The sequence below is a fragment of the Thermoleptolyngbya sp. C42_A2020_037 genome, from assembly GCF_015272455.1.
Lineage (GTDB): Bacteria > Cyanobacteriota > Cyanobacteriia > Elainellales > Elainellaceae > Thermoleptolyngbya.
Window position 1 is genome coordinate 141,400 of record NZ_JACYLP010000028.1, and the last position, 23,445, is coordinate 164,844.

At 58.5% G+C, this 23,445-nt stretch carries 22 protein-coding genes; 14 read left to right on the forward strand and 8 right to left on the reverse strand.

The features are described 5' to 3' along the window. Positions 1-136: 136 nt before the first annotated feature. Positions 137-1,126: a LysR family transcriptional regulator gene (locus IGS16_RS08915; protein ID WP_297085032.1), complete on the forward strand. Its 990-nt coding sequence runs from the start codon at positions 137-139 to the stop codon at positions 1,124-1,126. On the opposite strand, the gene IGS16_RS08920 is transcribed toward IGS16_RS08915, so the two are convergent. From IGS16_RS08920 to IGS16_RS08935, 4 genes are all read right to left on the reverse strand, one after another. Next, the gene (locus IGS16_RS08920) at positions 1,016-1,927 is read right to left on the reverse strand and encodes a DMT family transporter (RefSeq protein ID WP_297085033.1); all 912 of its coding nucleotides are present in this window, start codon (positions 1,925-1,927) and stop codon (positions 1,016-1,018) included. The two genes, IGS16_RS08915 and IGS16_RS08920, sit on opposite strands and share 111 nt — an antisense overlap. Next, positions 1,927-2,781: a peptidoglycan recognition family protein gene (locus tag IGS16_RS08925; RefSeq protein ID WP_297085034.1), complete on the reverse strand. Its 855-nt coding sequence runs from the start codon at positions 2,779-2,781 to the stop codon at positions 1,927-1,929. Before IGS16_RS08925 ends, IGS16_RS08920 begins: the two co-directional genes overlap by 1 nt. 236 nt (positions 2,782-3,017) lie before the next feature. Next, the gene (locus IGS16_RS08930) at positions 3,018-3,908 is read right to left on the reverse strand and encodes a CoA-binding protein (protein ID WP_297085035.1); all 891 of its coding nucleotides are present in this window, start codon (positions 3,906-3,908) and stop codon (positions 3,018-3,020) included. A 93-nt stretch (positions 3,909-4,001) separates the two neighbouring features. Continuing rightward, the gene (locus IGS16_RS08935; RefSeq protein WP_297085036.1) at positions 4,002-5,222 is read right to left on the reverse strand and encodes a succinate--CoA ligase subunit beta; all 1,221 of its coding nucleotides are present in this window, start codon (positions 5,220-5,222) and stop codon (positions 4,002-4,004) included. Between the two features lie 151 nt (positions 5,223-5,373). Between IGS16_RS08935 and IGS16_RS08940 the strand changes: the two genes are divergently transcribed. Together IGS16_RS08940 and IGS16_RS08945 are read left to right on the forward strand one after the other, a co-directional pair. Further along, positions 5,374-6,048, forward strand: coding sequence for a YqiA/YcfP family alpha/beta fold hydrolase (locus IGS16_RS08940; RefSeq protein ID WP_297085037.1), 675 nt, complete (start codon positions 5,374-5,376; stop codon positions 6,046-6,048). Positions 6,049-6,291: 243 nt separating this feature from the next. Then, complete coding sequence (locus IGS16_RS08945; protein WP_297085038.1) at positions 6,292-7,890, forward strand: peptidoglycan-binding protein; 1,599 nt, start codon at positions 6,292-6,294, stop codon at positions 7,888-7,890. 53 nt (positions 7,891-7,943) lie between these two features. On the opposite strand, the gene moaA is transcribed toward IGS16_RS08945, so the two are convergent. Then, complete coding sequence (gene moaA / locus IGS16_RS08950; RefSeq protein ID WP_297085039.1) at positions 7,944-8,927, reverse strand: GTP 3',8-cyclase MoaA; 984 nt, start codon at positions 8,925-8,927, stop codon at positions 7,944-7,946. Positions 8,928-9,324: 397 nt separating this feature from the next. On the opposite strand from moaA, the gene IGS16_RS08955 reads away from it, so the two are divergent. The 6 genes from IGS16_RS08955 (at position 9,325) to IGS16_RS08980 (ending at position 15,158) form a co-directional block, all read left to right on the forward strand. Then, the gene (locus IGS16_RS08955; RefSeq protein ID WP_297085040.1) at positions 9,325-10,998 is read left to right on the forward strand and encodes a low-complexity tail membrane protein; all 1,674 of its coding nucleotides are present in this window, start codon (positions 9,325-9,327) and stop codon (positions 10,996-10,998) included. 299 nt (positions 10,999-11,297) lie between these two features. Further along, positions 11,298-11,555 (forward strand): hypothetical protein, encoded by a 258-nt coding sequence (locus IGS16_RS08960; RefSeq protein WP_297085041.1) that lies wholly within the window; start codon positions 11,298-11,300, stop codon positions 11,553-11,555. A gap of 378 nt (positions 11,556-11,933) precedes the next feature. After that, positions 11,934-12,695, forward strand: coding sequence for a MinD/ParA family protein (locus IGS16_RS08965; RefSeq protein ID WP_297085042.1), 762 nt, complete (start codon positions 11,934-11,936; stop codon positions 12,693-12,695). A 166-nt stretch (positions 12,696-12,861) separates the two neighbouring features. Next, positions 12,862-13,896, forward strand: coding sequence for a glutaminase A (glsA, locus tag IGS16_RS08970; RefSeq protein ID WP_297085043.1), 1,035 nt, complete (start codon positions 12,862-12,864; stop codon positions 13,894-13,896). Positions 13,897-14,067: 171 nt separating this feature from the next. Next, entirely contained in the window at positions 14,068-14,859 is a 792-nt protein-coding gene (locus tag IGS16_RS08975) for a YdcF family protein (protein WP_297085044.1), read from the forward strand. A gap of 8 nt (positions 14,860-14,867) precedes the next feature. Then, a complete protein-coding gene (locus IGS16_RS08980; RefSeq protein ID WP_297085045.1) occupies positions 14,868-15,158 on the forward strand; it encodes a hypothetical protein in 291 nt (96 codons plus the stop codon). On the opposite strand, the gene IGS16_RS08985 is transcribed toward IGS16_RS08980, so the two are convergent. Continuing rightward, positions 15,151-15,375: a ferredoxin-thioredoxin reductase variable chain gene (locus tag IGS16_RS08985; RefSeq protein ID WP_068510603.1), complete on the reverse strand. Its 225-nt coding sequence runs from the start codon at positions 15,373-15,375 to the stop codon at positions 15,151-15,153. The two genes, IGS16_RS08980 and IGS16_RS08985, sit on opposite strands and share 8 nt — an antisense overlap. 123 nt (positions 15,376-15,498) lie before the next feature. Next, complete coding sequence (locus IGS16_RS08990; RefSeq protein ID WP_297085046.1) at positions 15,499-17,508, reverse strand: PP2C family serine/threonine-protein phosphatase; 2,010 nt, start codon at positions 17,506-17,508, stop codon at positions 15,499-15,501. A 739-nt stretch (positions 17,509-18,247) separates the two neighbouring features. On the opposite strand from IGS16_RS08990, the gene IGS16_RS08995 reads away from it, so the two are divergent. The 4 genes from IGS16_RS08995 to IGS16_RS09010 all read left to right on the forward strand — a co-directional run bounded on the left by IGS16_RS08995 (position 18,248) and on the right by IGS16_RS09010 (position 22,032). Next, entirely contained in the window at positions 18,248-18,679 is a 432-nt protein-coding gene (locus IGS16_RS08995) for an NfeD family protein (protein WP_068510600.1), read from the forward strand. 115 nt (positions 18,680-18,794) lie between these two features. Beyond that, entirely contained in the window at positions 18,795-19,748 is a 954-nt protein-coding gene (locus IGS16_RS09000; RefSeq protein ID WP_297079788.1) for an SPFH domain-containing protein, read from the forward strand. 89 nt (positions 19,749-19,837) lie between these two features. Further along, on the forward strand, positions 19,838-21,256 hold the full coding sequence (locus IGS16_RS09005) for an ATP-binding protein (RefSeq protein WP_297085047.1): 1,419 nt from the start codon (positions 19,838-19,840) through the stop codon (positions 21,254-21,256). 143 nt (positions 21,257-21,399) lie between these two features. Continuing rightward, entirely contained in the window at positions 21,400-22,032 is a 633-nt protein-coding gene (locus tag IGS16_RS09010; protein ID WP_068510594.1) for a Crp/Fnr family transcriptional regulator, read from the forward strand. Between the two features lie 68 nt (positions 22,033-22,100). Here IGS16_RS09010 and IGS16_RS09015 read toward each other — a convergent pair whose 3' ends face one another. After that, on the reverse strand, positions 22,101-22,544 hold the full coding sequence (locus IGS16_RS09015) for a hypothetical protein (protein ID WP_297085048.1): 444 nt from the start codon (positions 22,542-22,544) through the stop codon (positions 22,101-22,103). A gap of 288 nt (positions 22,545-22,832) precedes the next feature. Between IGS16_RS09015 and IGS16_RS09020 the strand changes: the two genes are divergently transcribed. Next, on the forward strand, positions 22,833-23,132 hold the full coding sequence (locus tag IGS16_RS09020; RefSeq protein ID WP_297085049.1) for a hypothetical protein: 300 nt from the start codon (positions 22,833-22,835) through the stop codon (positions 23,130-23,132). Positions 23,133-23,445: the final 313 nt, after the last annotated feature.

Below are 23,445 nucleotides of genomic sequence, written 5' to 3' on the forward strand. Positions count from 1 at the left end.
ATGGATGAATGAAGGCAGAGCGGATAATCTGAGAAGGTCAGGAGAAGAGTAACGGCGGCAGGGAATCACCTGTCCTGACTGGTTCAAACTCGTCCTAACCGCACCTCACTCCATCCCACTCACGCAGGCAATCGCCATGAACCAGGACAACATCAAGCTTTCGCAACTGCGGGCGCTGGTGGCCGTGGCAGAATCGGGCAACTTTGGCGAAGCGGGGCTGCAACTGGGCGTGTCGCAGTCAGCGGTCAGCCATGCGATCGCCACTTTGGAATCTGAGTTGGGCGTGATTTTGTTCACGCGGGGGCGACGCGGGGCGCATTTAACACCCGTGGGCGATCGCATGTTGAGCCACGCCCGCCAAATGCTGCACCTGCTGGAGGTGATGGATAAGGAAGCCAACCTGGCCAAAGGACTCCAGGGCGGCCAGGTGCGGGTGGCCTCGTTTCGCAGCGCGGCGACGCACCTGCTGCCCGACATCATCGCCGCGTTTCGGCAAGATTATCCCGGCATCACCGTTAGCATTGAAGAATTTCGCGGAGCCGCCGAGATCGAGCAAAGCCTGCGCGAAGGACGCGTCGATATTGCCCTGTTTTGCTGGGGCGCGTCGGTGGAAGAATTTGACACCTGGACGCTGTTTCAGGATGAATACGTGGCGCTGCTGCCGCCCGATGCGGAGTTGCAGCACCCGCCGCTGACCTGGGAAGAATTGACCAGTTTCCCGATGATCATGCCTGTAGACAACGACCACTGCTATTACCTGATTCGTACTCATCTGGCGGCGCACAAGGTTCCCATCCAGCCCGCCTACAAAATCAGCGAAGATTCCACCATCGTTAGCATGGTGATGCGCGGGCTGGGCGCGACGATCATGGCGCAACTGGCGGCCGAGCCGTTGCCGCCGGGAATTCAGGTTTACCCGCTGCCCGTGCCGCTGATGCGCGAATTTCAAGTCGCGGTTCGCAAAGACGCGCTGCATCCGCCTGCGGTGTATGCCTTTTTGGACGCGCTGAAGCAATCAGCCCCGCCAAAACAGCAGCCAGATCCCGGCGATCGCCACCAGCACGCCCAGCACCGCCCGGAAACTCGCGCGATCGCCCAGCGCAACGGCAATCGGAATCACAAATAGCGGGCTGGTGGCCAGCAGCGATTGGGCAATGCCTGCCGGGGCAAACTTCAGCGCGGTTTGCTGGAGCCAGATGCCGAGAAACGTGCTGGCAAAGGCCGTGGCCGCCACAATGCCGAGAAACCGGGGCGATCGCAACTGGCCCACTTCCTTGCCTACGCTGACAAACTGCGGCGGCCGCCACGCCAGCCACAGCAGCAGCACCAGCAGCCCCGCCACCAGCCGGATCAGCGTGCCCCACAGCGGGCTAATGTCGGTGGTCGAAAGCGCTGCCCGCGAGAGGACGGCCCCGCTGGCTTGGCTGAGTGCTGCAATCAGTCCAAAGGCCAGGCCGCGCAGGGGGCGATAGTGACCAATAGCCAGATCGGGCGATCGCTCCACAATAACCCACGCCACGCCGCCCACCGTCAGCCCAATGCCCAGCCACGCCGCCCCGCTCAGCCGCTCTTGCAAAAACACCAGCGCCAGCAGCGCCGTCAGCGGGGGAGCCAGCGATTCGAGTAATAGACCCCGCCGCGCCCCGATGCTATTCAGCGATGCAAAATAGGCCGTGTCGCCCAGCCCAATGCCAATCGCCCCGCTCAGCCCCAGCAGCCAGACGGCCGACCCGCTGACCGCTGGCAGCCCCGACCCGCTCAGCCCCAGCGTCAGCAAAATCAGCCCAATGGAAATCAGCCCCTTGGACAAATTCAGCGCCATCGGCGACAGCCGCCGACCCAGCTTGGTAAACGCAATGGAGGCGATCGCCCAGATCAGGGCCGCCGCCAGCGCCGCCAGTTCTCCCCGAAACGCCGTCAGCCCCATCAACCCGAAAACTGCCGCAGCAGCGCCAAAAACTGCTCCCGGTCAAAGCTGCGCGGGTCGCTGCGGCTGCCAGAGCGATCGACGGCGCGGTGTGTGGTGATGCGGTTGACCGGAATGCCCGTGCGGGCAGTCAGCCAGGCCAGCGATTGATACTGGGCTGACGTGTAGCCGCTGTGTCGCGACTGGTTGCCTCGGCCGTCGCCGGGGGTTTCTAGGGAAATGTGATAGGCAAAGTTATTCACCGAGGGCGGAAACTGCGGGTTGGTGTTCACCGTTTCTCGACCGTTGGGCCCGTCAAACACCGAATTCCCTGCGCCAAAGGCGCGATACTCCGGCGGCACGATATACACCACCGTGCCGTTTAGCCGAATCAGGGCGTGATAGCTGCGCTGATCTGCGTCGTTGGGATGGGGCGTGCGGAAGGTGTTGATAGCGCTGCTGGCCGAGCCAACCGTTTCATGTAGCACGATAATTGGGTCGTTGCTAACCGGGCGACCAGAGGCATCCGTCAAAAAGCGATAGCCAAAGTTGGTCGGGTGCGGCGGCGCAATTTCCTGGCGCGGCGTATAGCGGGATGCCACCTCGCGCATGATGGGATAGGGCACACGCACGCCAGAAAAATCCGCTTTGCCAGGAACCAGCACCTGCCGCAAATCGTTGGGAATGGGGTCGGGCGGCACAGGCAGCGGCACGCGATCGGGCGGAATGGCAGGGTCGGCAACGGCGGGAACTTCCGACACAGGGAGACGCGGCGCAGGCTCTGGCCGCGAAAACCGGGGAATCGCCGCCGCCCCTTTCATCACCAAAAGGATTAGCAGCGCCGCCATCATCCCCTGCAATAGCCGTCGTCCCATACTGAAGTTCTCTCAATGCTCTAAGGTCTAAATTATCCGAGGTCTGACTGTTTTTTCAGAAGAGGGCGATCGCCTTCCGCAAGCTTCCGCAAGCTTTTTCACCGCTTTCTGCATCGCTTCTGCAAAACATCACCCAAACCCGCGCCAAGCTACCTCAATGTAATGCCTTCTAACCCGTTTCGGAAAGAGAAACAAGGGTGCTTAAGCAGAATAAAGTACCTCAGAAGCATTTGCAGTCATTTCCGCAGGGCGCGTTCTATCAAGCCAGGAATATCGGAGGGGCGATTGGCTGCTGGAACGCCTGCCTTTTGGAAAGCAGCCACCTTGCTGTCAGGCGTACCGATTTCGCTGCCCCAGCCCGCTACTAGAGAAGCAATGATAGCCCCGGCGTGGCCCATGCGATGGTTTTTGGGAGCCGTGTGGCCAGCAATATAGGCAATCACGGGTTTGTCGATCGCCTCGACGATGTAGCGGGCTGCTGCTTCTTCACTGTTGCCCCCAATTTCGCCCACCAGCACGATCGCCTCGGTCTGGTCATCTTCGTCCAGAATTTGTAGCCATTGCTGAAAGGAGGAGCCAACGATGCGATCGCCCCCGATGCCCACCACGATTGACTGCCCTAGTTCCGCTTGCGTCAGGTGCAGCGCAATTTCGTGGGTGAGCGTGCCGCTGCGGCTGATCACCCCGATGCATCCAGGGGAATATAGCTCGGCGGGGTAAGTTCCCAATAAGACCTTGCCAGGGAGGATAATGCCGGGACTATCGGGCCCAACGACCAGCGTATCGGTGCGCTCGGCAATATGCAGCAGTTTCACCATGTCCAGCGGTGGTACGCCCTCCGTCACCAGCACCAGATGCCGAATCCCAGCGGCGATCGCCTCCAGTGCCGCATCCAGCATCCGATATGGCTCCACCAGGATCACGGCGGCATCCACCGGGCCAGTGGTCGCTACGGCCTGTTCCACCAGGTCAAACACCGGCACGCCCTCTAGCACTTGCCCACCGTGCCCTGGCGACACCCCCGCCACGATCGACGTGCCGTAGGCCCGCATTCGCGCTGTGTAGAGGCTTCCCAGAGCGCCGGCGATGCCTTGCACCAGAACTTTACTATTTGCAGATAAATCCATGCCTGATAGAGCGTTTTGGTGTGAGATTTGGGTTTGAAACTTGAGCCTTCAGAAGAGACGGGCAAAACGCAAAACGCCAGCCCAGAAGCGACCCTATCGCCCGACTCTGGCTCCCTCACTGAGGGCGATCGCCTTGGTGATGGCCTCATCCAGCGAATCCAGAACAAACAGCATCGGCAAGTCTAGGGCAGCCAGTTGCTTACGGGCTGCCGCCGCGTGGGCCCCGCCCAGCCGCACAACGAGGGGAACGGTCACAGGCGGGCGCTGCTGCTCCAGGTAGCGGGCGATCGCCTTGGCAACTGCATTGCAGGTGTCTGCGCCGCCCAGCAAGTTGAGCAATACGCTCCGCAGCCGCTGGGTCTGCAAAATCCAGTCCAGCCCCTTTTCCAGGCGATCGCACAAGGTATCAGGCGGCAGCCGGTAGGACGACTCTCCCCCCAGGTTCAGACAGGCCGAGGGCTGTCCACCCGCCCGATCAACCAGATCAAGCGTCGCCATCGTCAGCCCCGCCCCGTTGCACAAGATGCCCAAACTGCCAGGAAACAGCATGGGGTTCAAGTTGGGCAGATCAAAGGCGCTGGCAGCCACGCCACAGGTCGGCCCCATGGCCAGGGCAGAGAGGGCGGGGCGATTCGCGAAGCAATCCCTGTGGGAATCGCCCGATGGCATCGCCAGTAAATCGGGATGTCGCCCCAGCGCCGCATCATTTACGGTGACTTTGCCATCCAGCGCCATCACTTCCCCAGCCGGATTCACTGCCAGGGGGTTGATCTCGACCAGATCCAGGTCGTAGGTCAAAAACAGGCGATACATTTTCTCGGCGATCGCGCTGACGGACTCGATCAGCTCACCCGTTAGCCCCATTTTGATCGCCAATCGCCGCGCATAAAAGGGCGAAAACTCCCCATCCACTAGCACCTGCTGAATTTGTCGCGAGGTTGCTTCCAGCGCCATGCCCCCTTCCCGCGACCCCAGCAGCAGCGGTCGTCGCAGCGACGGATCAAGCACCACTGCCAGATAGAGTTCCTGGTCTGGCTCATATTTTGCCTCCGCCAGCAGCACCTCTGGATATTGCCCCAAAATCGGCAGATGGAAAATCGCCTGAGCCGCCGCCACTGCATCAATTGTGTTTTCTGCAAAGCGCACGCCACCCGCCTTGCCTCGCCCGCCCGCATAGACTTGCGACTTCAGCACAATGGGGTAGGGAATCCGCAACTGTTTCAAGTCCTTGGGATGGTCAATCCGCTGCGACGGCAGGATAGGAATGCCAACTTTCTGAAATAGATCTTTTGCCTGATATTCAAGGAGATCCATAGAGTAAGAGAAGGGTAAGGAAGGGAGGAGGCGATGGAGGGAGGTGAGTTGCTGACTGCTTGAACACTCCGCGCCCTACAGATGACCAATCGCGTAATCTCAAAGAAGATTGCAAGAGAGATCTAAATATAGACCAGAAAACGACTGAGCAATGGTGTTCTACTGCTACTTGCATGGGTTTGCGTCGAGTCCTAATTCTGCTAAGGCGCGGGATCTGGGCGATCGCTTTCGGGCGGCGGGTCTTTCTCTGGTCATCCCAGATTTAAACCAAAATGACTTTGCCCATCTAACGCTCAGTCGCCAAATTGCCCAGGTAGAGGCGCTGCTGCCGCCTCCACCGGAGCCTGTGGTGCTAATTGGGTCGAGCCTTGGGGGGCTGACGGCGGCCTGGCTGGGCGATTCGCGAAGCGATCCCTGCGGGAATCGCCCTCCCCAGGTGCAAAAACTGGTGCTGCTGGCTCCGGCGTTTGGGTTTCTCGATCACTGGCTGCCTCGCCTGGGCCCAGCGCAGGTCGAGCAGTGGAAAACGACCGGCTTTTTGTCGGTTTATCATTATGGCGATCAGGCAATGCGGCCGCTGCATTATGGATTTGTCTCGGATGCAGCGATGTATGATCACACCACGCTGAGGCGGCCAGTGCCCACGCTGATCTTGCACGGGGTTCGAGATGACGTAATTCCAATTCAGTCCAGCCGAGATTACGCCGCTACGCGCCCCTGGGTGACGCTACTGGAATTTGATAGTGACCATGCGTTAACCGACCAACAGGATGCGATTTGGCAGGCCGTCCGAACATTCTGTGAAATTGATTTAGAACTAAGCTAGTGGGGGGCGTTGCCCCTCGTGCTTGGATACTAGAGCCGTTAAAGCTGCCTAGAATTGGAAAAATAGTCATCTGAAGGGTAAATCCGCGCCGCGCATCTGGTAGCGTAAATTCACTCTAAAATCCTGACTACTAGGTGAAATGGATCGATGAAATGGGTGTTCGATGGGCATTTATAACGGGCATTTATAACCTAGAGTTGCTGAGGTGAAAACGGGCGTGATGGTGTTCTCCTCCGAGCTACGGTGCCTCCGTCTGCAATCTTGACCTGGAGTTTCATGCGCTGCTCTGCGGTTCTGCTGCTGACTGTGATTTCTTCTGTGGGACTCGCTGCCAACTTGCGAGGGGTTTCCGCTAGCTCGCCTTGGGGTTTTGTTGCAGCAGCTCAAACCAGCGGCAAGGAGGCACAGACGGATGGGGCAATTGCCCCTGCATTCCGCATTGCCCAGACCCGCCAGCCAACTGACCCGTCCAGCGCTCCTTTGCCCTCGCCGCCAGAGCTATTGGGCTTGGGCAGCCGGGGCGCGGCTGTGCAAGAATTGCAAACCACGCTCAATCGGCTGGGCTATTACTACGGCGCGATCAATGGCGAGTTTGGCAAAGAGACGCAGACCGCGCTGCTGACGTTTCAAAAAGAATCGGGGCTGGTGGCTACGGGTGAGCTAGACGACCCTACCCGCGCCAGACTGCGGCAGGCTCGAGTGGAACTGTTGGGGGATGAAGCGCCGCTGTTTGGTGGTGAAGATGTGTCTGCTGGTGGAATAGGCCAAGATGAAGCGGGTGTGGAACCGTCTGAGTTGCCAGTGGGTGAGTCTGGCGAAGTTGCTGAAGTGCCGCAGCGGGAGCCAGTGCCACCGGAACCAGAATCGACTGAATCCGCAGACTGGATCGGCTGGGCAGGACTGCTGGCAGGGCTGGCGATCGCCATCGGGGTTATCTACAGCCAGTTGCGCCAGAGTCGGCTGGGGACGCTGGAAACAGACAGCGGGCCTGCGCTCGATGGGGCCGGCGGCTCAGGGGTGGGCGTGCCGTTGGAGCCGCCGCTCAATCCGGGCTGGTCGCGGGCAGCGGCAGAGTCGGCCGCCCCAAGCAACCTCGCCACAGGTCATGCCGCCACAGGTCATGCCGCCACAGGGAATGGCGATGCACCGCCACAGGCTTCACCTGCGACTTCTGAGGTCGTGACCCGCGCGACGGGCGTTGAACCCGCCCCACAGCCTGATCCAAAGCCCGATATGCTGTGGGAAACGGTGGGCCCGATCGCGGCGACCAGTTCCTCCCAGGCGTTGATTCCTACGCCAGCGCGATCGCCCCAGTCTGTGGATTCCCTAGCCCACGCCGCACCCGACTCAAACCCTGAAACTTCCCTGGAAACCGTTCTCACAGAAACCACCCGGCTCCAGCGCATCAGCATCGTGGATAAGCTGCTGGAGGAACTGCACAGCCCCGACCCAGCGACTCGCCGCAAGGCCATTTGGGAACTGGGTCAGGCGGGCGATTCGCGGGCAGTGCAGCCGCTGGTCGATCTGCTGGTGGAGGCCGATTCGCAGCAGTGCGGCCTGATTCTGGCAACGCTGTCGGAGATTGCCCTGCGGACGCTCAAGCCGATGAAGCAAGCCTTGCTCACCTCCCTGCGCGACAGCAATGCCGATGTTCGCAAAAACGCGATTCGAGACGTGACGCGCATGTATGACGTGGTGACGCAGATGAGCGACCTGCTCAGCCATGCGGTGAATGACCCAGACCCAGAGGTGCAGGCGACGGCGCGTTGGGCGATCGCCCAGTTGTCGCGGGGGCGATCGCGCTCAGACTTGAACGGCAGCGCGGGCACTCAAGCAGACTAGACGAGCTTTCAAGCCGACTGGAATCGAGAAAATTCACGCCCCAATTCCCAGCACTAGCCCCCAATCTCCGACATCACCCGATTCATCGGCACGTCCCGATCTGCCAGCCCGTGGCCCCAGGGTTTCCACCAGATGCTCTCTTCAATCAGCGCCTTCAGGTCATCTACACTGGCTCCCCGGCGCAGCGGAGTCAGCAAGTCCAGTTCCTTTTCCCGCAGCAGGCAGAGCCGCAGCCGCCCGTCTGCCGTCAGCCGCGCCCGATTGCAGCCCGCACAAAACGGCTTCGTCACAGAGCTAATAAAGCCCAGCGTGCCCAGCGCTCCGGGCAGTTGATAGAGCCGTGCTTCGCCATCCAGTTCTCCCTGGTTCAGCAGGGCTGGCGGTTGCAGGTGTTGCCCAATCACGCCCAGCAACTCGTCCTCGCTGACCGTGTTTTGCTGCTGAAAGCCCGATACTTCCCCAAAGGGCATCATCTCGATAAACCGCACCTGCCAGGGAAATTCGTAGGTCAGCCGCGCCAGGTCTACCACGTCCTGCCCATCGTTAAAGCCGCGCACCACAACGGCATTTAGCTTCACCCGCAGCCCCGCATCGGCCGCCGCCTGCATTCCGCGCCATACGTCGTCTAGCTTTCCCCAGCGCGTAATCTGCTGAAATTTCTCTGGATTGAGCGTGTCGATGCTGATGTTGACGCGGCGCAGACCGGCCGCCGCCAGGGGCGCAGCCAGTTGCCCCAGCAGCACGCCGTTGGTGGTCATGGCGACCTCTGGCGCATCGGGCAGGTCGGCGATAAAGCGGACGATTTCGACGATGTTTTCTCGCAGGGTGGGTTCGCCGCCTGTCAGCCGAAACTTGTTGAAGCCCAGCAGCTTGGCAAAAATCGGCAGCAGTTGATACAACTCTGCGTCTTGCAGCAGTTCTGCCCGTGGGCGAAACGTCATATTAACGGGCATACAGTAAACGCAGCGCAGATTGCACCGATCGGTGAGGGAAATGCGGAGGTAGTTGATGTTGCGACCAAAGCGATCCAGCGGCATCCCAATTCCTGAAACAATGATCCTTCCGGCATTCCTAGCATTCCTCCTGATTCAGGAGGTTAAGGGGGGATCAGGATGGGAGGCTGCGAGTGTGAAAGTCCTGCCCCAAGGCGATCGAGTCCCTGCCCTTTAGCTTACTGACCATGTTAAGGGATGTAAGCAGGATGTTGGGGTTTGAAACAGTCTGGGGCAATCCTCTGCATCTATCGCAGCATCGGCGCTGTGGTAAACCGTGGCTGAACGCGACCCGCCCTGGGGAGAGCGTTGTGCCATAGAAACAGCGCGATCGCACGCGGGTTGGATTAGGATCACAAAAGTAGGTCAAGAAACTTAGCCCCAGGCTCTAATTTTTGCTGTAACACTCGCTGCTATCGCGGCGGATACTCTGGTAAGCCCTATGCGATCTTTCTGGTCTGATCCGTATCTCTGGGTTCATCTTGCAGGTCTGGCGGCAGTGCCCCTGCTGGCGGAGGTGTGCCTGGTCGGATTGGCGGTGGGTGATCCGTGGCTGCCCGTGTGGCTGGAGGTGCTGCTGGTGGGGGTGGTGGGCATTGCGCCCGTGCTGTGGATGCAGTGGAAGCGGCCGTTTTGTATTTTTAGCCTGACCCCGCTGGCGCTGCGCCCCGATGCGCTGTCGGACGATCGGCGACGGATGCTGCATTTGTTCAAGGGAACTGAGGTACAGGCACTAGCGGGGTCGGCAGCGATCGCCCTGTTTCTCTTGCTCTGGCAACTGTTTCGCTTTGCGCCCGTGGCGACGGAAGCCGCCGCAACCCTGCCCCAAAACCGGGCGCTGGGCCTGCTCATTGCAGCCATCGCGTTTTTGCTGTGCAACCTGTTTGTGCAAGTGCCGCTGAGCGTGATTCGGGTGCTGCTGTCAACCGATGGGGCGATCGCCCAGTTCGCACCCTATACGCCGGACGAAGTGGCGAAATCCTTCACGATTCCCGGCTTTCGGGTCAAGCAAATTGTGCCCGATTTGGTCACCGCTGCGCCCCGCGTTCCGCCTGCCATCCAGCGCGATTCGCGAAGCAAGCCCTACGGGAATCGCCCCCAACCGCCCTCCGCTGCACCGTTGATGGTTGACGAAGCGCTGAACGAGTCGCCCTGGGACGAATCTGAGCCTTCAGGGTCGCAGCCTCTCGCGCCGGAACTGACCCCAGACTCTGGCACTCCCGACCTTGCAATCCCGGAACCTGTAAGCCCAGAGGTTTCAACCCCAGAACCGCCGCTGGAAACTTCCACCGCCCTGCCTGAGCCGTTTTCTGAAGCGTTCCAAGTAGAGAACCCGCCTGAGAGAGAGGACTCGCCTGAGAGCTTCCAGCCCACGAGTGTCGGTTCGGAAGCCATTTCAGACGCACAAGCTTCGTCCGCACCCCTGTCAGATGCCGCAGCCGTGGTTTCAGAGACGATCGTTTCAGAAGTGCGGGTTTCCGCAGAGCCGCCAGACGGGGCCGCAGCGCCTTCAGACGCAGACGAGGGCGTGGCAGAGATAAACGCGATGGCGGGGGCGATTGCCCAGGCAGCAGACCTGATTGCCCAGGCTCCCGAACCCCCCCCAGCGGAAGCCACGATTCTGGACACCGAAACTCTCAACCCTGGCCTGGATCTTGGAGACGATTTTGGCAGCGGCATCGCCGCTGGGCTAGACGCTCTGGATTCCCTGGACGCGCCGGATTCCACCCCAGAACTCCCAGAACTGATTGATGCCAGCGCGACAGAATTAACCCCAGAATTGACCCACGACTCCGCAGAACCCCAAACCCTGGAAATTGTCGATGCCAGCGCTCTGTTGGCAAATCAGTCGATAGAGAAACAGTCGATAGAGAAAACAGAGGAAACCCCCGAGGGAGCGATCGCCCCTGAGCAGAATTCCCTGGAGGAACCCTCAGACCCCATCTCCGCAGACACGCTCGACTTAAACGTAGAAGCGTTGGTCGCAGAGGCCCTGGAAGCGGTAGATGCCGAGCTATTGCGTGAGCTACCCGATCCGCTGACCGATGTCAGCCTGACCGACGATGCAGCGTCCGAATTCGAGTCGCCAGAGTGCCCGCCCGCCGAGAACCCGTAAAGAAGCCGCAGGCTGCTGCAAGATTTGAGTAAAGACTTAAAATTTGGGCGGGTCGAGGCTTGATCCGGCACAGCGACCGTGCTTCAAAGCACAACTCGCCCCAAAGAGTACGCTATGGTGAGAAAGGAAACAGGTTTAAGCCTGAACCCTTGTGCTGCTTTTGTATGCGTTTGCATTGCGACTACCTAGCTTTCCCTCTTTAGCTTTGTATCTTGTGAGATTAAGTCTCTTGACGGTTCGCTGTGTTCTGCTCGGTTGATTGATTGCTGATCTAACGTTTGAGGCATTACTGAGATCCTATGACCAGCTCATCCACACCTTCCAACTCGCTGCCAAATCCCTCAGTCTCAAATGACGAAACCATTTGGGAAAGCCTAAAGCAGGCGATCGCCTCTAGCTCTGGTTTCCAGCGCTGGCAGCTTGAGCGCAGCGGCGAACAGTCGGCGGCTGAATCCGCAGCGGGCGATCCGCCAGTCGCAGACGAACTCAGCACCTTACCTCTGGATCAGCGCGTTCGTCGCTACCTACGAGAAACACTAGAAACGCTTGCCTATTGACTTTCTGAGTGAACTTCTGGAGCTACATAAAGGCTAAAAAGCGCCAGATACCAAACACGGTAACTGGCGCCTATTGCTATTGATAACAGTAGTTTATGATTAAGGTCTTTATTCGGCTGACCTCATTTGAAATTATATTGATCCTGCCAGGAATCTTGGGCAATCCCCGTGTTTGTTAATCATTTCTTCGGAATTTGTGTCCTGTTGTACTGAATGGTAACGAACTTGGTTAATAGCGGTGAAAACCAGGGAAAAGACTGATATCCTCAGCTAAAACAAGAGAAAAAATCCGCAATTAGAGCAAATTTGTATTGAAAGGCACACCTTGTTTGACTGTACTTTTATCTACTGAAAGTCATACGCTTTCACAAGCCTCTGATGCCTAAAGTCGTCTCGATCCACTCCTATCGGGGTGGCACTGGCAAATCTAACTTCACGGCAAACCTGGCAGCCGCGCTGGCGATGCAGGGGAACCGGGTGGGCGTGGTCGATACTGATGTGCCCTCTCCGGGCATTCACAACATCTTCAGCCTGGAACCCGATGTAATAACGAAGACGCTCAACAACTACCTTTGGGGAGAAGCGCCGATTGAGGAAGCCGCCTACGACGTGAGCGCCAACGCAGGGCTATCTGGCGACGGAAAGGTGCTGCTGGTGCCCTCCAGCGTCAAAGCAGACGACATTGCCCGCATTCTCAAAGAAGGCTACGACGTAAAGCTGCTCAACGACGGTTTCCGCAGCCTGGTCAAAAACCTCCAGCTGGACTACCTGTTTATCGATACGCATCCGGGGCTATCGAAGGAAACCTTTTTGTCGATCGCCATTTCCCATGTGCTGATCCTGCTGCTGCGCCCCGATAAACAAGACTATCAGGGAACAGCGGTGGCGGTGGACGTGGCCCGACAGTTGCGCGTCCGCAAGATGCTGCTGGCCATCAACAAGGTACATAGCCGCCTCAACTTTGGGGCGTTGAAGCAAAAGATCGAAGAAACCTACGATGCCCCGGTGGCGGGCATCTTTCCGTTGTCTGAAGATGTGGTGCAGCTGGCCAGCGAGGGCGTGTTTTGCATGAAGTTCCCAGATCATCCAGTAAGCCAGGAATTTCAGCGATTGGCGCAGCAGATCCGGGACACGGATTAGCGCGTAGATTCTGTGTTGCGGTAAATCCGCAAACCCTATCTAAATAGCGGATACCAGACGAATCGCCTCTATGTTCATTCTTCATTTAAGACTTGCCCCTTCATGTCCAGATTTGCCCCTAAGTTTGTTTAAGGTCACTGTTTGAGGTAGCTATGTTGAGGCAGCTATGGCGGATATCGGAGACTTGAAATCGCTGGCAAACTCGATTCAGGCTGTGGCATCGCCGTTTCGGGCTTATCTGAGCGATTTGCACGCAAAATACAAGCCTCTCAACACCGGAAAGGTTGCGGACTATATTCCAGAACTGACCCAGGCTAGACCGGAGTGGTTTGGCATCTGTGTCGTCACAACGGACGGGCGCGTGTTTGATGTGGGCGACTGCGACCAGGTGTTTACGATTCAGTCTATCTCTAAGGCGTTTGTCTATGGTCTGGCGCTGGAAGATCACGGGCGGGAGTATGTCAACAGCAAGGTGAGCGTGGAGCCGACGGGTGAGGCGTTTAATTCCATCGTGCTGGACGAAAAGACGAATCGACCCTATAACCCGATGGTGAATGCGGGGGCGATCGCCACCACTGACCTGATCAAGGGAAACAGCGCCACCGATCGGCTCAAGCGCATTCTGGATATGTTCCTGCGCTACACCGGACGCAAAGAAATCGACATCAACGTGCCCGTGTTTCTGTCTGAAAAAGCAACCGGACACCGCAATCGGGCGATTTCCTACCTGATGCTGAACTTTGGCATGGTGACCGACCGCATTGATGAAACACTCGATCTGTACTTTCAGCAGTGTTCCATCCTGGTCAGCGCCCGCGACCTAGCGATGATGTCGGCTACGCTGGCCAACGGCGGTGTGAACCCAATCACGGGCGATCGCGCGATCGATGAGCATTATGTGCAGGACGTGATCAGCGTCATGCTGACCTGCGGCATGTACGACTATTCCGGCGAGTGGGCCTATCGCGTGGGGGTGCCTGCCAAGAGCGGGGTCGGCGGCGGCATTACTGCGGTCGTGCCCGGAAAGCTGGGCATTGGCACCTTCTCGCCCCTGCTCGACGAAAAGGGCAACAGCGTCCGGGGCATCAAGGCCTGTGAGGATCTGTCCCGCGATTTTGGGCTGCATTTATTTAACGTCGCCAAGGCAGAGCGCGACCTCTACGACTGGATCGAAAGTCGGGACGTTCCAGACGGTTGGTAATTCCGAACGGCTGGCAATTGAGGGTTAGCTATTTGATTTTGGATAGATCGCGGCTTGAGCAGCCAGGACAGGAGCGAGGGCATTAGAGTAGTGGGGGATGGTGTGATGGAGTTATAAAGTAACCCCTCACCCTACCCCAACCCACCTGATTGTCCCAATCTCCAACTGCTCATGTTCCTGTTCCTCTCCAAACTCTTGCCGCTGTTTATTTACCCAGTTGGGCTGGCGTGTGTGCTGATGCTGGTGGCGCTGGCGACGCTATGGAAGCGGCCGCGGCTGGCCGCAGTGTCTCTGGTGCTGGCGCTGGCCAGCCTGCTCTTGGGCAGCAACCTGCGGCTGTCCAACGCGCTGACACAATCCCTGGAGTGGCAGCATATTCCCGAAGGAGAGTTGCCGCGTGCTGGGGCGATCGTGGTGCTGGGGGGCAGCCTGAAGCCGCATATTCCGCCGCGCCCGTCGATCGATGTGATGGAGCCGGGCGATCGCGTCTTGTATGGAGCCGAGCTATATCGCCAGGGCAAAGCGCCGTTGGTGATCATGAGCGGCGGGCGAATTTATTGGAAAGGCGGTGGTCCACCCGAATCGACCGACATGGCAAAGCTGGCGCAGGATTTGGGCGTTCCCTCCTATGCCATTCTGGAAGACCAGACCTCGCTCAACACCTACGAAAACGCGGTAAATGTGAAAAAAATTCTAGACGAACGGGGCATTCAGCAGATCTTGCTGGTCACGTCTGCGATGCACATGCCGCGATCGCTCAAAATTTTCCAAAAGCTGGGCATTGACGCAATCCCTGCGCCCACCGACTTTTTTGTGAGCAACCAGGAACTCGAAGAAGTCGATAATTCCTGGCAGGCCACAATTCTCAACGTTATGCCGGATGCGGATCGCCTTCAGCAAACCACCCGCGCCCTCAAGGAATATATTGGGCTGCTGGTCTACCGACTGCGGGGGTGGCTGTAAGCGTGACCATGCCGGAACCCATCTTCTACCGCCGCATTCTGCCGCCGCCTGAAACCGAGGCGCAGGAAATCCTGCAAAGCCAATATGCAGCCTACGAGTTCTATCGCGAGGTGCGCTATCGCGAGGCCTTTGAGCAGTATTGCCAGTGGTACGCCGAAACGGCTGCCGAAAATCAGCGGGATCTTGCCCAGATGCAGCGGGAGCTAAATTTCTTTGGATGGCTGAACCGACGGTCGGACAAGCCCAAGCTCCCTGAGCCTGACCCAGAGGCTTCTAACTCAGGCTCGGATGCTAGCTGATGATTTCTAGCTCCGTTTCGCGCAGATGGGCTTTGAATTTTTTGGTGAACTGAACCAGGACTGGGAAGTTGGCGCTGATGGCTTTGCCCTGCCAAGTATTTGCCAGTCCGACAACTTCACCTTCCTGCCCTTTGAGGTCAAAGGGTTCGTTGCGATGTTCGGGATGGTGGTAAACAATGACTGATTCAGTCACCCGGACGCGATCGCCAGCCTTCATAGTGTTCCAAGGGTTCCAAAGAGTGTCTTATACAAAAGAGGCTGACCTGTAACAAGCCAGCAATTTTTGAGAGGTGCTTAGCAAAACAGCATCTCTCATCATCTCACAGGATGATCCTTCAGCCTAAGGCTGGGTGTTGATGGAATCCATTGGGTCGCGGGTCGCAGGCTGATCGACCGGGGCGCTGGGCCAGAGGCGCGGCGTTTGGCGAGTGTGCATCTGCCGCCAGATTTGCACGCCTGCGGCTCCCAGCGTCAGCAGCGTGATGCCCAGCAGCAGCATCGTGATCCAGCGATCTCCCTTAGGACGAAGTTTTGCCGGAGTTGGCGCATCGAGGGTGTCGTCAAACAGCAGGGCCCGCGAAGCCTGAGATAGCTCCACATCGGCATCTGGGGCGGGCTGGGGCATGGCGGTGGCGATCGCCCGCTCCGTCATTGTCGGGTCGAACACCGTCGGGTCGAACAGTTTTGGAGCCTGCGCCGTCACGCGGCAGCGCATCACCACCACCGAAGCGTTGTCGTGGCCGTTGCGCTGGTTGGCGTGTTCCAGCCAGGTTTGCACGGCCTGTTGCGGCGTAAGCTGGTCATTGAACAGCAGTTGCGCCACTTCTGGCCCCAGGGCTTCGACCCAGCCGTGGTCGCTGAGTCCGTCGGTACACAGCAGCAGCACACCGTCTTCGTCAATCATGAAGCGCTGCACCGTGGGATAGAGGCGATCGCCCTCATGAATCCCTACGGCCTGCGTCAGAGCGCCTGCGTTGGGATGCTTGCGGGCTTCGGCATGGGTGGCGCGAGACAGGCGCACCTCCCGCCCAGCCAGGTCATCGTCTAGCGTGAGCAACTGGCAGCGCTCCGGCGTAATCCAGTAGGCGCGGCTATCGCCCACGTTGAGCAGATAAAGCTCCTGGGCAGTACCGCCGTTGACCCGCTGGGGCAGATGCAGCGCTAGCGTGAGGGTCGTGCCCATGCGCTGGCGCGACTGGCGCTGCTGGCTGTCGTTTTGGCTGGCGATGAGATTGTTCACCACGCGGGCGATCGCCTCTAGCTGCTGCATTACCACGTCCGGCGACAGCACGGTGGTTTCCTCTGCCACTTCATACAGCAGCGCCCGCAGTTGCATCACGAGCGATCGCACGGCCATCTGGCTGGCCACCTCGCCGCCCGCGTGCCCACCAATGCCGTCGCAGACGATGCCCAGACCAGAGAGCAAGTCAGGCGGACTCTGGAGCCAGGTGAGGCTGGTTTCTGCCGAGTGCTGCGTCGGCGGATAGCAGGCATCTTCGTTGTGGGCCCGCTGAGGGCCCGCCGTTGTGCCACCCGCCACCGCCAGCTTCAGCGCCAGTTGGGTCGATTGTTGCAGCAGCAGGTCGTTAAGCTGGAGGGCGATCGCCCGCAGTCCTTCTGGCGTGTCGGCAATGGGCTGCTGCATTTGCTCGCAGAGCGATCGCACGGGGTCTGCCACCTGGATCTGCATTGCCCCCAGCCAGCCCAGCCAGCCCGCCGCCAGATCCGCCAGGGACGGCTGCCCCCCCGGATGCAGCCGATCGGGAATTAGCTCCCGCAGACGCACCCGCCAGCCCTCTACCCGCAAGTTGTCTGGCATCAGCAGGCTGGCCGCCACGCCATAGTCGCGCAGCGGAGCCCACAGGTCGAGAATTTGCCACAGCCAGTAGACCTGACGAGTCGGAGACGCAGCCGCGAAACTAGGGGCGATCGCCGGAAGCAGTTTCCCCGCCGCATCTACGGGCACATTCTCTAGCAGCATCAGCCGTTGCCCCCCATGCCAGCCAAAGCCAAACAGCACGGGCAGATGCAGCCGATGGGGAAACAGGTGGAAATAGGGCAGCGCCTCCTCGGGCCAGGGCTGCGGCAGGTCGGGCGCAGCGGCGGGCTGCGTATCTAGCCACACCCTCGGCGACACGGCTCGATAGCGTCCCGACGGAGACACATGGGCCGGATTCACCCCCTCGCTCTGCCCGACAACCCAGAGATAGCGATAGGTCAGCGGCCGCCCACAGTGTTCACACAGCGATTGATCCGCAGGATTGTCGTGTTGACAATCTGCCTGGGCACACTGGATTCGGGTAGACAGCAGCGCCGCCGGACGACGCGAAGGAGGTGAAGAGGAGATCATAAGCGTGATAGAGGCGTTCGACGCTGAGCTAATTAACAGGGTCTATCAGACTGGGCGACGGATTTTGAATGCCTTGCCCGTCGGGCACGATCCTCTAAATTCCTGACCAATCGTTAAGCCATCATTCAAATCTTCTGATTTTGGAACGGGGTCGTTCAAGATGGAATCAGTCAGGATAGAAGGGGAGTGAAAGGCATCTCAGCAAGCCCGACTAGGGCAGCCCTTAACTAGCCAAAGATAGCGCCAATTCCAGAAAACGCGACAATTCCGGTCGAATGTTGCAAGCGTGGCTGAATTCAAGTGGCTAGATTCAAGCGGCTGGGTTCAAACAGGCAGACGCTCAAACCCGCAAACCAATCCCCCAATCCGAGCGCGTCCCAGGGTTTGTGCAGACGTTACCCAGATTTCACGTAGAACTGGCTGAAACATCGCCACCCGCAGTCTGAACCCAGCGGCTCGTTCAACGGCCGTCCATCTGGAATATTGCCAGCGTTTTTTGTAGCTATCCGTAGTATCGAAAGTGTCGTAATGAACCCGTGACACCGACGTGTTGGATTTAAGCGGCGACGTTTGCATTCCTTGCATTCATGTCTCTGCATAGCCCTCTGCTCCTCGAAATATAGTCCTCTTCGTCAACAGAGTCTTTTCGTCCACAGCGTCTTGCTGAAAAGTCTCTCAACCAAGCGTTCTCCTGGCTTTCTCCTTGTATCGTTTGTCCCTCTCTCTCGGATAACGGCTGATGACCATGAGTCCTAGCGTGATTTGGCTAATTGCAGGCATTGTCCTCTGCATGATGGAGATCGTCCTGCCGACTGCGTTCGTGGAATTTGTGATGGGAATTAGTGCGCTGATTGTTGCCTTTGTGGCGCTGTCGGTGCCGCAGGTCAGCCTTCAGGTAATTCTCTGGCTGGTGCTGTCGGTGCTGCTGGTGGTGCTGTCGCGCCGATTCATCCCGCAGCGGCGATCGCGCTTGATCGAAGATTCCCACGAGGCGCGGACGCTGACCTCGATTCCCCCTGGCGAAACGGGGCGGGTGATCTACGAAGGCAACTCCTGGCAGGCCCGGTGTGAGGACGAAAATTTGGCGATCGCCGCTGATCAAAAGGTGGTGGTGGTAGAACGTCAGGGCACCACGCTAATCGTGCTGCCAGAGCATATGGTGCGTCGTTGAGGGTAAGTCGCTTGAGGATAAATCGCCGAGGATGAGTCGCTGCGGGTAAGTCGCGGATTAGTTGCTCTTGCATATTGGATTCATTGGATTCACATTTGGATTTTGGAGGTTTTGCATGGAAGGTTTTTTCACCGCTCTGATTGCGCTGGTGTTGGGTACGGCGGGGCTGTCTAGCTCTGTCAAAATTGTGAACCAGGGGAACGAAGCCCTGGTCGAACGCCTCGGCAGCTACAACAAGAAGCTAAAGCCCGGTTTGAACTTTATCCTGCCCTTTGCCGATCGCGTTGCGTTTCAGGAAACGATTCGGGAAAAGGTGCTGGACATTCCGCCCCAGCCGTCGATTACCAAAGACAACGTAGCAATCACAGTGGATGCGGTGGTCTATTGGCGGATTGTGGACATGGAAAAAGCCTATTACAAAGTGCAAAATCTCCAGGCGGCAATGGTGAACCTAGTGCTGACCCAGATTCGCGCCGAGATGGGCAAGCTGGAGCTAGATGAAACCTTTACTGCGCGATCGCAGATTAATGAAATCCTGCTGCGAGAGCTAGACACCGCCACCGACCCCTGGGGCGTGAAGGTGACTCGCGTGGAACTGCGCGACATCGTGCCGTCGAAAGCGGTGCAAGAGTCGATGGAACTGCAAATGTCTGCTGAGCGGCGCAAGCGGGCGGCGATTTTGACCTCCGAGGGCGATCGCGAAGCGGCGGTAAACTCTGCCCGAGGCAAGGCCGACGCGCAGGTTCTCGAAGCCGAGGCAAACCAGAAAGCCGTCGTGCTGCGAGCCGAAGCCGACCAAAAAGCGGCCGTGCTAAAGGCCCAGGCCGAGCGCCAGGCCGCCGTGCTAAAGGCCCAGGCCACCGCCGAAGCCATCGGCATCGTCACGCAAGCCTTGAAAAACGACCCCCGCGCAATGGAGGCAGGTCAGGTTCTGCTGGCGCTGGGCTACCTCGACATGGGCAACACCATCGGCAAGAGCGACAGCAGCAAGGTGATGTTTATGGACCCCAAGAGCATCCCCGCCGCGCTGCAAGGCATGTTGTCGATGGTGGACGAGAAAGAGGGTTAGGGATTCAGGGTGTGGGGGTTCGCCGCTGTGTTCTTTCTGAATTTGTTCAGTCTAAGATACAGGCTAAATGCAGACTGAATGCAGACTGAATGCAAACGAGTCGGGCTGACCTCCGCCCCCCGTCCCGAACTCTGTTTCCTCAACCGCGCGATCGCCGAATGGATGCCCAGGTTTTAAAGCAAATTCACCTCCTCCAGCAGCAAGCCGCCTCCCTGTTGGTTTATCAATCGGTGCTGCGGCAAGCGCCAGGGCAGGCTTTGCTGCGGCTGTTGACCGCACTGGGGCGATCGCCCGCCGACCGGGTAGACCTTTTGCATACCTATGGCGACTGGTTTCATACGCTGGCGACTCGTCAGCAAAGCTGGCAATCGCACCTGCTCGACCAGATCTTGCTAGACGACAACCCCTTTACCCAGGCGGCCCAGCGAACCGACCTGAGCGACCTGCCGCAACCCTTGGTGGCCGCCGCCGCTGCCGACCTGCGATCGCTCCAGGCGCTCTATACCACCTGCACGGGCGATCGCCTGGGGCAATGGCTGGCGATCGCCGCCGGGCTGTCGCTGCCGCCGGTGGGCTGGAGCGCAGCAGACGATCTGCCAACAGCACCGACAGCCCTGCAAACCCAACGACTTCGCGCTCAGGTTCAAACCGCCGCCGATTGGGCCAGCCTATTGCCCGATCTGGCGCAACACTACCGCCGCGCGGGCGTGGGCGACTATGCCCGCTATCGTGCCTTTCGCTGGCAAGGTGGTCGGCTAGAGGGGATTGCCCATCCCGACCCAATTTCGCTCGATGCGCTAGTGGGCTATGAGCGGCAAAAACAGACGCTTTTGCAAAATACTGAGGCGCTGCTGGCGGGCGCTCCGGCGCTGAACGTGCTGCTGTATGGCAGTCGGGGTACGGGCAAGTCGTCGCTGGTGAAGGCGCTGCTGAATCAGTATGGCGATCGCGGCTTGCGACTCATCGAAGTTGGCAAGGCGGAACTGGCGGGACTGCCCGACATTTTGCCGCTGCTGCGCGAGGTGCCGCAGGCGTTTATTCTCTTCGTGGATGACCTGTCCTTTGAAGAAGACGACGAAGCCTTTAAGGCGCTGAAGGTCGTGCTAGAGGGCAGCGTAGTCGCGCGATCGCCCAATGTTGTGGTCTACGCCACCTCCAACCGTCGTCACCTGATCCGCGAGTTTTTTGGCGATCGCCCCCGCCCTAGTGATGCCGACGAAATCCACAGTTGGGACACGGTGCAAGAAAAGCTGTCCTTTGGCGATCGCTTTGGGCTGACGCTCACCTTTGAACCTGCTGACCAGGACACCTACTTGGACATCGTGCGTCATCTCGCCCGCCAAAATGACCTCCCGCTCGACCCCAAGACGCTGGAATTTCAGGCCCTACAGTGGGCAACCCAGCAAAACGGGCGATCGGGCCGCACCGCCCGCCAGTTCGTCGATTGGGTTCGGAGCGCCAACTTGCCATCTGCCAATCCGCCCCTTCCAGACCGGTTGGATAGATAAACCCATGAATTCTTACGTAAAATTGCAAATGATTGCGTATCCGTGAGTATACGGGATCTTAACCTCCTCTAAACCAGAGAATTACCCTGTCTTTAGGTGCAGATCCTAGATTGAGGGGGCACGCTCACACAAGGGAGTTCAATATGCTTCAGTCATTCGCCCTAGAAGTTCCCAGCCAGTCAGACTTGCGCTTGTTGTTGGAGAAACTTTATCAGGGCAGAAGCTTGCAGTCCTTCCGTGCAGGGCAAGACATCCCGCTCACGCCACATGAAGTCTGGGTGGTTTGCCGGGGCGTGGTGCAGTTGGGCACGTTTTATGACACGGGCGACGAGGCGCTGCTGGGGCTGGCTTCCGCTTCAATGCCGTTTGGGCTGCCGCTGACGCTGATTCGTCCCTATCACGCCACTGCGCTGTCGGACGTAGACTTGATGCGCCTCACCTGGTCAGAAGTTGAACAGTCGCCCATGCTGGCGCAGGGCATTTTTCAACACATGGCGCGGCGGCTGCGGCAAACGGAGGCCGTGCTGGCGATGGTGGGCTATCGCCGGGTGGAAGATCGGCTGCGGCATTTGCTGGTGCTGCTAAAGCGGGAAGTGGGACAGCCTGCTCCAGAGGGAACCCGCCTGAGCGTCCGCCTGACTCATCAGCAGCTTGCCAACGCCATCGGCACGACTCGCGTCACAGTCACGCGCCTGATCAGCCAACTGCGCGAAGAAGGCTGGCTCTTGATCGATCGCGATCGCCACATCGTCTTGCTGCCCTACGCGAATGTGTAACGGTTAGGATCTGAGCGTGACAACTTCACGAGCTTATTCTGAGTGACTTTTCTGCCCTGCCTCTAGGTTCATAGTGTCCATCGGAAGGTAGGGCCAACTTGACCTGTTTCAGCGGCCATGATTTGCGCTGCATCAGGCGTAAATTTCAAAGAGAATGAGCTAGTTAGCTGATCAATCGTGCCTTCTCGTAAAAGCGTTGAGGCATCTTCCTCCAATATCTCCAGCAGATCTCCCTGGCGATTCCAAACCCGAATCTGGCTATCTCCGGTAGCATTTATCTTCTTCTCACCTAGGGTTGCAATTTGAGTACCGTTAGGGCTAATGGCGATCGCATGAATTTGTCCCTCATGTGCTTTCACGGTCACAATTTGATTACTTCCAGACTCCCAAAATCGCAGTATCCCTGCTGAGCTACCTGTAATTACTTCACCCTGATTGCCCAGACAAAGTACCACCGGATGATTGAACATTCGCACCAGGCGATCGCCGGATGGATAGGGTTGCAAGAGCATAAGTCATCAGGGCAATTGACGAGGGCGATCGCATCCAGTACAATCGTCCATCAAGCTGTGAATGACCCCAAGTCAGCGCGGCTTACCTTTCCCCCGAAATTTTGGTCGTTTAGTCATCCACGGCATTGGCAGGTGCTCGCAACACCCACCAACGCCTGACCCCTCGACAGTCACCGCCTGTCTCAGGGCTGCGTCCATTGTAGGCCGCCCTGTCCCAGCGCTTCACCTCCGGGGGCGGCCAACATTTCGGGGTTTCCTACCCCACTCGTTTCCTGGAGGAAACCCCAAATGCTAACAGTTCAATACACCTGGTCGTCCCCACGCTCGGAGGCGACCCAGTTTTCGCTGCCCCCGCTCACCTGCGAACTGCCCCACCGTCGCCGCCTGCGCCACTACATCATCGGCCTGCCCGAAGACGCGCAACTGGCGATCGACCGGCTGCACCTGCTCCGCTACGCCGAACGCTTTGAGTGGACGCACGCCCTGGAATTTCCGCCCAACGGCATCGTCCTCAATGCCGAGCAACCCGGCGAAGTGCTGCGCTGCCTGCACCGCGAAATGCGGAGCAACCCTGGCGCGAATGAGTAAGAACAGATAAGGGGGATTTTGGGTTTTGGATTTTGGCGGTTTAGTCTGCCTATCCAAAATCCAAACTCCCCAATCGAAAATTTCAAACAGGGCAACTGCACCTAACGCTGCATCGCGCCTATTCATCAGCCCCACTTATCTGAAGCCTGTGTAAAGCCGTCTGCCTAACTCCCTGAAACAGGGGTATTATACAGACAATCGTCAGCCTAATTCCCCGATTTGGGATCTTAGACAGATCTGAATCAGCCTATCTACCCAATTTGGGATCTTAGACAGAGAGATTTCAGCCTAATTGCCCTCTGCGGGGTAGATA

Excerpts from the sequence above, each read along its gene's own strand:
- IGS16_RS08985 (WP_068510603.1), bottom strand. The coding sequence starts at position 15,375 with ATGAAGGCTGGCGATCGCGTCCGGGTGACTGAATCAGTCATTGTTTAC.
- IGS16_RS08975 (WP_297085044.1), top strand. The coding sequence starts at position 14,068 with ATGTTCCTGTTCCTCTCCAAACTCTTGCCGCTGTTTATTTACCCAGTT.
- glsA (WP_297085043.1), top strand. The coding sequence starts at position 12,862 with ATGGCGGATATCGGAGACTTGAAATCGCTGGCAAACTCGATTCAGGCT.
- IGS16_RS09010 (WP_068510594.1), top strand. The coding sequence starts at position 21,400 with ATGCTTCAGTCATTCGCCCTAGAAGTTCCCAGCCAGTCAGACTTGCGC.
- IGS16_RS08940 (WP_297085037.1), top strand. The coding sequence starts at position 5,374 with ATGGTGTTCTACTGCTACTTGCATGGGTTTGCGTCGAGTCCTAATTCT.
- IGS16_RS08990 (WP_297085046.1), bottom strand. The coding sequence starts at position 17,508 with ATGATCTCCTCTTCACCTCCTTCGCGTCGTCCGGCGGCGCTGCTGTCT.
- IGS16_RS08980 (WP_297085045.1), top strand. The coding sequence starts at position 14,868 with ATGCCGGAACCCATCTTCTACCGCCGCATTCTGCCGCCGCCTGAAACC.
- IGS16_RS08930 (WP_297085035.1), bottom strand. The coding sequence starts at position 3,908 with ATGGATTTATCTGCAAATAGTAAAGTTCTGGTGCAAGGCATCGCCGGC.
- IGS16_RS08965 (WP_297085042.1), top strand. The coding sequence starts at position 11,934 with ATGCCTAAAGTCGTCTCGATCCACTCCTATCGGGGTGGCACTGGCAAA.
- IGS16_RS09000 (WP_297079788.1), top strand. The coding sequence starts at position 18,795 with ATGGAAGGTTTTTTCACCGCTCTGATTGCGCTGGTGTTGGGTACGGCG.
- IGS16_RS08920 (WP_297085033.1), bottom strand. The coding sequence starts at position 1,927 with ATGGGGCTGACGGCGTTTCGGGGAGAACTGGCGGCGCTGGCGGCGGCC.
- IGS16_RS08960 (WP_297085041.1), top strand. The coding sequence starts at position 11,298 with ATGACCAGCTCATCCACACCTTCCAACTCGCTGCCAAATCCCTCAGTC.
- IGS16_RS09020 (WP_297085049.1), top strand. The coding sequence starts at position 22,833 with ATGCTAACAGTTCAATACACCTGGTCGTCCCCACGCTCGGAGGCGACC.
- IGS16_RS09015 (WP_297085048.1), bottom strand. The coding sequence starts at position 22,544 with ATGCTCTTGCAACCCTATCCATCCGGCGATCGCCTGGTGCGAATGTTC.
- IGS16_RS08915 (WP_297085032.1), top strand. The coding sequence starts at position 137 with ATGAACCAGGACAACATCAAGCTTTCGCAACTGCGGGCGCTGGTGGCC.
- IGS16_RS08955 (WP_297085040.1), top strand. The coding sequence starts at position 9,325 with ATGCGATCTTTCTGGTCTGATCCGTATCTCTGGGTTCATCTTGCAGGT.
- IGS16_RS08935 (WP_297085036.1), bottom strand. The coding sequence starts at position 5,222 with ATGGATCTCCTTGAATATCAGGCAAAAGATCTATTTCAGAAAGTTGGC.
- IGS16_RS08995 (WP_068510600.1), top strand. The coding sequence starts at position 18,248 with ATGACCATGAGTCCTAGCGTGATTTGGCTAATTGCAGGCATTGTCCTC.
- IGS16_RS08925 (WP_297085034.1), bottom strand. The coding sequence starts at position 2,781 with ATGGGACGACGGCTATTGCAGGGGATGATGGCGGCGCTGCTAATCCTT.
- moaA (WP_297085039.1), bottom strand. The coding sequence starts at position 8,927 with ATGCCGCTGGATCGCTTTGGTCGCAACATCAACTACCTCCGCATTTCC.
- IGS16_RS09005 (WP_297085047.1), top strand. The coding sequence starts at position 19,838 with ATGCAAACGAGTCGGGCTGACCTCCGCCCCCCGTCCCGAACTCTGTTT.